Source organism: uncultured Oribacterium sp., assembly GCF_902481605.1.
Lineage (GTDB): Bacteria > Bacillota > Clostridia > Lachnospirales > Lachnospiraceae > Oribacterium > Oribacterium sinus.
In genome coordinates, this window is record NZ_CABSXI010000006.1 from 55445 (window position 1) to 62765 (window position 7321).

Genomic DNA, 7321 nt, shown 5'->3' on the forward strand with positions numbered 1-7321 from the left:
TAAGATAATACAACAGCAAGCCAGTACAACAGCAAGTCAGTACAACAGCAAGCCAATACCCTAAAGAAAGGATGGACATCCTATGCAAAAAGTACATGAAGAACTGGAACGTATTTTGCCCAAGGCCATCGCCTTGGCGGAAGACATTTTCAAAAACCCGGAGCTGGGCTATAAGGAATTTCGGAGCCGAGAAAAGGTGGAAGAGGCCTTACAGGATGCGGAGATTCCCTTTACCGAGGTGGCTTACACAGGACTTATGGCGACTTTGGATTCCGGAAAGGAAGGTCCCTGCATCGGCTTAGTTGCAGAGTTTGATGCGGTGCCGGTTCTGGGACATCCCTATGCCTCAAGCGACCAAAATGCCGCCCACGCCTGCGGCCACTATGCCCAGACCGGGGTGATGCTTTCCGTATTTTTGGCGCTGAAGGAAGCCGGGATTATGGAACAGCTTCCGGGAAAGGTGAAGCTTTTCTTCACTCCTGCGGAAGAATTCTGCGACATGGATTATCGAAGAAATCTCATTAGAGAGGGGAAGGTTTCCCATTCCTCCGGCAAGCAGGAAATGATTTCACTGGGACTTTTTGATGAATGTGCGGTGCTTCTGTCCTGCCACAGTATGGGGCTCATCGACACGGACTATCAGGCCGAGGTGGGAGCTTCCTTAAACGGCTTCTGCCAAAAGAAGGTCACCTTCCTGGGCACGGAGGCCCATGCCGGGGCTAACCCTCATTTGGGGGTAAATGCTCTTCATACCATGACTTTAGCGATTTCCGCCATCAATGCCCTTCGGGAAAGCTTTCCGGAGGAGGATTGCATCAGGGTGCATTACATCGTAACCGAGGGGGGACAGACGGTGAATTCCGTTCCTGCCAGAACCAAGATGGAAATGTATATTCGGGGAAAGACGGTGGAGGCTATCCGAAGCACGGAGAGAAAGGTGGACCGGGCTTTACGGGGAGCGGCTCTGGCCATAAACTGCGACCTGGAAATCCAAAATACCCCGGGCTATTTTCCCTTGGAGCAGGATCCGGCTCTTACGGAGCTGGTACGGAGCCAGATTCTTCGCTATATGCCGGAAAGCCGGATTGCGGAGGGAACCCACGGCACAGCCTCCGGGGATATGGGAGACCTGTCCATGCTTTTCCCCACGGTGGAAATCGGCATTTCCGGCTTCAAGGGACGAATTCATGGCCGGGACTTCGGCACGGAAAATGAAAGGGAGGCCTATCAGATTCCCGCCCACTATTTTGTGGATACGGTCATGCGACTTTTGGAAAACGAGGGGGCGGAAGCCAAAAGAATCCAAGAGAGCTTTGTACCCAAATTCAAGAAGGAGAACTATCTGGCAGAGCTGGATAGACTTCATACAAGTTTATTTTACGAAAGGGAGAAGGAATAATGAGAAAAAAGAATTGGATTTTAGGATTGAGTGCAGTAGGAATGATGGCTGTTTTGGCAGCTTGCGGAGGCAATGCAAATGCTAAAGCCACCACCGCTACAGAGGCCGCGAAGGAGGGAACTACCCCGGCAGCTAAGGAGGAGAAGGCGGAAGGCAATAAGGAAAGTAACGGCAAGAAGCTGAAGGTCACCCTTTTGGTTACCGGTTCCTTCGGAGACAAGGCCTTTAACGATTCCGCGCAGGCAGGAATGAAGAAGATTCAGGAAGAGCTTTCCGACAAGGCGGAAGTGACCATGGTGGAAATGGGGAACGACAAGACCAAGTTTGAAGGGGCTATGCAGGATGCTTCCGAGTCCGATGCGGATTTGATTATCACCGGTCTTTGGGACATGAAGGAAATCACCGAGAAGATTGCCCAGGAATATCCGGAGAAGAAGTACATCCTTTTCGATACTGCTGTAGACTATACTTTGGGAGACCTTTCCAATGTATATTCCATGAGCTATAAGCAAAATGAGGGTGCCTTCCTGGCCGGTGTTTTGGCAGCAGGGGTAACCAAGTCTTCCATGCCCTATGCAAATGAAGACAATATCATCGGTTTCGTAGGCGCAAAGGATACCGCTGCGGTCATCAATGACTCTGCAGTAGGATATATTCAGGGTGCAAAGTTTATGGATCCTGAGGTAAAGGTATTGGTTTCCTATGTAGGCTCCTATGTGGATTCCGCAACAGCAAAGGACCTGGCATTGACCCAGTATGCCAACAATGCGGACACCGTTTTCGTAGCAGCAGGTCCTGCCAGTGTAGGGGTTATCGAGGCCGCGGCGGAAAGCAAGAAGTATGTCATCGGTGTAGACTCCGACCAGGCGGAAGCTTATGCCGGAAAGCCTGAGCAGGAATACATCATTTCCTCCGCCATCAAGAATGTGGGAGAGAGCCTGTATCTTTCCGTGGAAAAGGCGGCAGAGGACAAGCTTCCCTTCGGAGAAGCGGAGGTGCTGGGCCTTAAGGACGGCGTAGTCGGCATTGCGGAAAATGACATTTACAAGAAGGAAGTACCGGAAGACGTGCAGAAGAAGGTAGAGGACGCAAAGCAGGATATCCTTGGCGGCAAGGTGACTGTAGACACTGCTTACGGTATGGAAGAAAGCAAGTTAAAGAGCATTATCAGCGGCGAATAAATTAACAGGAGGAACTGTGGAAGTCATAGCAGGAAGAGGACTTTACCAGATCTATCCCGGTGGCGTTTTGGCCAATGAAGACGTGAATCTCTCCGTGGAAAAAGGAGAGATTCATGCTTTAGTAGGGGAAAATGGAGCAGGCAAGTCCACATTGATGAAGATGCTCTATGGAGAAATCGCCCCCACTAGGGGGAAAATACTGGTAAAGGGAGAGGAAGTGGAGTTTCATTCCTCCAAAGAAGCCATGGAAAAAGGCATCGGCATGGTACACCAGCATTTTATGCAGATTCCTTCCATGACGGTGGCGGAGAATCTGGTGCTGGGAACCGGCAAGTCTTTATTTGTTGACCGTAAAAAAGCGGTGGAGGAATGTAAGGCACTTTCCGAAAAATACGGTCTGCAAGTGGAGGCGGAAAAAAAGGTTTCCGACATTTCCATTGCCATGCGACAGAAGCTGGAAATATTAAAGGCGCTTTATAGAGGAGCGGAAATCTTTATTCTGGACGAGCCCACAGCGGTGCTGACGCCCCAGGAAACCGAGGAGCTTTTTGTGCAGCTTCGGAGCTTGCGGGAAAAGGGGCATACCATCCTCTTTATTTCCCATAAATTGCAGGAAGTAAAGGCTCTTTGCGACAGAATGACCATTCTTCGGGACGGAAAGACCATGGGAACCTATGGGGTGGAAAGCCTGTCGGAGGCGGACATTTCCCGACTGATGGTGGGAAGAGAAATTCATCTGGATATCGAGAAAGAGTCCTATTCTCCGGGAAAAAAGGTCTTTTCCGGGAAAAACATTTTCCTGCAGGGAGAGAGGGGAAAGGCGATTTTACAAAATCTGTCCTTCTCTCTTTCCGAGGGAGAAATTCTGGGGATTGCCGGTATTGACGGAAATGGACAAAATGAGCTTTGTCAGGTCTTGGTGGGAACGCTTCCGGCAAAGGGGGCAGAGCTTCTGCTCTTTTCCCAGGACTTTTCTGCATTTTCCGTACAGAAACGACAGGACCTGGGGATTTCCTATGTGTCGGAGGATCGCTTCCTCTATGGCTCCGCGCCCAAGCTTAGCTTGGAGGAAAATGCCATTTCCCGCAGCTATCGGGAGAAGGCGCTTTTTTCCTTCGGGCTTTTAAACAGCGGAAAGATTCAGGCCTTTACCAAGAAGGTCCTTTCGGCCTTTTCCGTAAAATACAAAAATACCAAGCAGGATGTGAAGTCCCTTTCCGGCGGAAATGCCCAGAAGCTGATTTTCGGGCGGGAATATGAGGCCAATCCTCATTTGTTCATCCTGAATCAGCCCACCAGAGGAATTGATGTGGGCGCTATTGCCTTTATCCGAAAGAAAATTTTGGACATGCGGAAGAATAAGAAGGCGGTGCTACTCATTTCCGCAGATCTCGGGGAGCTTCTGTCCCTAAGTGACCATATTCTTGTGATGCATGAGGGGCGCTTTGTGGGCTATCTGGACAATGACGGCAGTCTGACGGAGGAGGAGCTGGGCTTATATATGTTGGGCGTTAAAGAAGACAGTCAGGAGAGAATAGGAGAGGCTTATGAGCAGTAAACAACAATTTCAGCTTTTTCGTTTTATCCTGGCGCTGGGCATATCCCTTGGCATTTCCATGCTGATTATCTTTTTAGTAAGTAAGGAGCCCTGGACAGCCATTTCCTACCTGCTTTTGGGTCCCCTTGGCAGTATGCGGCATTTTCTTTCCATCTTTGCCCAGGCCACCCCGCTGATATTCACCGGACTTGCCCTAAGCCTTTGCTTTAAGTCGGGAAACTTTTCCATGATAACGGATGCCTGCCTCTATATTTCTGCGGTGCTTACCGCGACCTTGGCTATCCGTATGAGCCTGCCCTTCCCTCTGCACCCCTTAGTGATTTTACTATTGGCGGCAGTGATGGGAGGAATCATCGGAAGCCTGCCGGCATTGGCGAAGCTATATTTTAAAGCCAATGAGCTGGTCACTTCCTTGATGCTAAACTATGTCTTTTTCTATCTGGGACTCTTTACCATCAGCAAATACTTTGCGGATCGGGAGGCAGGAACCTTTGCTTCCTTAAAGTATGCCAAAACTGCGGTACTGCCGATTTTGGTGAAGGGCAGTAAGCTGCACCTGGGCTTTTTCCTGGCCCTGCTTTTGGCGGTACTTTTCAGCATTCTGCTGTACAAAACCCGCTTCGGCTATGAGCTTCGGCTTTCCGGAAGTAATCCTTCTTTTGCGAAAATGGTGGGCATTTCCTCATCAAAGGTGATTCTCCTGACCCAGGTTCTGGCGGGAATGGTGGCCGGCCTTGGAGGGGCGGTGGAGCAAATGGGCATGTATCAGCGTTTTAACTGGCAGGAGTCTCCCTCCTATGCCTGGGACGGAGTGATTATTGCCATTCTTTCCCGAAACAATCCGGCGCTGGTGCCCTTTTCCGCCCTCTTCCTGGCATATATCCGTGTGGGAGCGGATATCATGTCCAGAAAGTCCGATGTGCAAAATGAATTGGTAGCCTTGATTCAGGCTCTACTGATTCTCTTCGTAACCGCGGAAGCCTTCCTCTCCGGCTGGGAGCATAGAAGAGAAGTGAAGGAATCCCTGGCGGCAACGGACGCCGCCCTGCCGGCAGCTGTAAGCGCCAAGCCGGAAACGGGAAAGGAGGAGGCATAATGGGAGAACTGCTATCCATTTTGGGAAAGGAAGACTTTTACTTTGCCATGCTTCGTACCGCAACACCGGTACTCCTCACCACACTGGGAGCCATGACCGCCTCCAGGGCAGGAGTCAGCAACATTGCCTTAGAGGGGACCATGCTCTTTGCCGCCTTCTTCGGGGTGATTGTCAGTGCCTTTAGTCAAAGCGCTCTTTTGGGCTTTTTGGCGGCGGTAGGAATTGGCCTTTTGATATCCCTGCTTCTGTCCTACTTTATCTTGGAGCTACATTCCAACGGAATCCTTTCCGGTATTGCCTTGAACACCTTAGCTTCCGGAGGAACCGTATTTCTTCTGTTTTTGATTACCGGGGAAAAGGGAGCTTCCACTTCTTTACACAGCTTAAAGCTTCCGGCTTTAAATATCCCTTTGCTGGAGAATATTCCCTTTGTGGGAAAGATTCTTTCCGGACAGCATATCCTGACCTATGTAAGCTTGATTTTGGTTTTTGTCATCGCAGCTCTTTTTAAGAAGAGCCGATTGGGGATGGAAATTATTGCGGTGGGAGAGAACCCGGAGGCGGCGGAATCCCTGGGGATTTCCGTAAAAAGAGTGAAGCGGACAGCACTTCTCATCAGCGGAGCCTTAACCGGTATGGCAGGAGCCTTCCTTTCCATGGGCTATGTGGGATTGTTTTCCGCAGGAATGACTGCGGGACGAGGCTATATTGCTTTGGCCACCCAGGCCATTGCCGGAGGAAATGCCTATCTGGCCTTCCTCGCTTCTCTGCTTTTCGGTTTCTGCCAAAGCATGGCCAACTACCTGCAAAACACCGGAGTACCACTACAATTTATACAGCTAATTCCTTATCTTAGTATTGTGGTAGCATACTGCGCTTATTGTAAAGCGAAATTAAAAAGATAGTACGCTCTCGCTAACCTCGCCCTGCAAAGGGAAGGACTGTATTCTTTTTAACGATGCGCTCTGATGCAGTGTAGGTCTATAAATGGGGCACGCTCTCGCTAGCCTCGCCCCTCCGAAGGGAAGAACGGCATCTATTGAAGAAATACGCTCCCATGCATAATAGGTCTGTAATCGTGGCACGCTCTCGCTAACTTCGCCTTCGCAACGGTACTAACTTCAAGCTTCGCTTTGCTCGCTTTCAGTAAGTGCCGGCGGACTCAGATTGCCTCTCTTACAGACCTATTATGCATCTGTCGCTGTATCTGTTTAATTTCTACAGTTCTTCCCTTCGCAGGTTTGCAAGGAGCGGCAAGCTCGCATTACCCTCTTCCATGCCTGTACTGCTTCTATCGCTTTGACTTTTGGGGTTCTACAGTGCTTGGCTTTGTATGTTATCCCAAAGCCCTGATGAGCTTAGATAGTCCTCTTACAGAATATACTGCAATCGCACTACCATAGGACTTATTTAGTTAGCTTATAGGATGAATGTGACTTATAGGAGAAAACGTGTTGATGAAAACTGCTCTGCACTCTTGTAAAGCAAGGCTGTTGGGCGGTTCATTTTTTTAACAATTTGGAGGATTAACAAAAGAGCTTGAAAAAAATTCAAAGAAAGAGAATAGCCTCTTAGACCGGTTATTCTTTAAAGAAGCACAGTTCACAGTACCGAGAAAAGAAAGAATTTTCGGCAATATAGGTCTGCATGCGGGGAAGTCTGAGCCCAATACTTGCGAACTCCGACGGAGGGAAGAACTGTAGAAACCAATAAGTGAAGCGAAGGAAGCAGTGTAGGTCTATAATAGGGGCAATCAGAGGGCTCGGTACTTACAAACCTGCAAAGTGAAGGATTGTAGGAATCAAATAACTGAAGAGAAAGATGCAGTATAGGTCTGCATGTGAGGCAATCTGAGCCCACCGGTATTTACGAAAGCCGACGAAGGGAAGGACTGTAAAAAATCAATAAACGAAGCGAAGGAAGCAGTGTAGGTCTATAATAGGGGCAGCCTGAGCCCGCCGGGATTTATGAAAACCAGCGGAGGGAAGGACTGTAGAAACCAATCCGGTGAAGCGACAGAAGCAGTATAGGTATGAAAGAGAGCAATCTGAGCCCGCCGGTACTTGCGAAAAACAAAGGTACTGTAG

5 protein-coding genes are annotated in these 7321 nt (G+C 49.4%); all 5 read left to right on the forward strand.

Features of this window, described 5'->3' with window-relative positions:
* The first annotated feature begins 82 nt into the window (after positions 1 to 82).
* Genes RDQ32_RS02315 through RDQ32_RS02335 form a run of 5 tightly spaced genes read left to right on the forward strand, consistent with a single transcriptional unit; the run spans position 83 to position 6139 of the window.
* A complete protein-coding gene (locus tag RDQ32_RS02315) occupies positions 83 to 1399 on the forward strand; it encodes an amidohydrolase (protein WP_308578969.1) in 1317 nt (438 codons plus the stop codon).
* The gene (locus tag RDQ32_RS02320) at positions 1399 to 2580 is read left to right on the forward strand and encodes a BMP family ABC transporter substrate-binding protein (protein WP_308578970.1); all 1182 of its coding nucleotides are present in this window, start codon (positions 1399 to 1401) and stop codon (positions 2578 to 2580) included. Before RDQ32_RS02315 ends, RDQ32_RS02320 begins: the two co-directional genes overlap by 1 nt.
* Before the next feature lie 16 nt (positions 2581 to 2596).
* The gene (locus RDQ32_RS02325; RefSeq protein ID WP_308578972.1) at positions 2597 to 4138 is read left to right on the forward strand and encodes an ABC transporter ATP-binding protein; all 1542 of its coding nucleotides are present in this window, start codon (positions 2597 to 2599) and stop codon (positions 4136 to 4138) included.
* The gene (locus RDQ32_RS02330; RefSeq protein ID WP_308578974.1) at positions 4128 to 5234 is read left to right on the forward strand and encodes an ABC transporter permease; all 1107 of its coding nucleotides are present in this window, start codon (positions 4128 to 4130) and stop codon (positions 5232 to 5234) included. Before RDQ32_RS02325 ends, RDQ32_RS02330 begins: the two co-directional genes overlap by 11 nt.
* Positions 5234 to 6139 carry an ABC transporter permease gene (locus RDQ32_RS02335; RefSeq protein WP_308578975.1) on the forward strand — a complete coding sequence of 302 codons (906 nt, stop codon included), beginning with the start codon at positions 5234 to 5236 and terminating at the stop codon, positions 6137 to 6139. The genes RDQ32_RS02330 and RDQ32_RS02335 overlap by 1 nt, the downstream gene beginning before the upstream one ends.
* The last annotated feature ends 1182 nt before the right edge of the window (positions 6140 to 7321 follow it).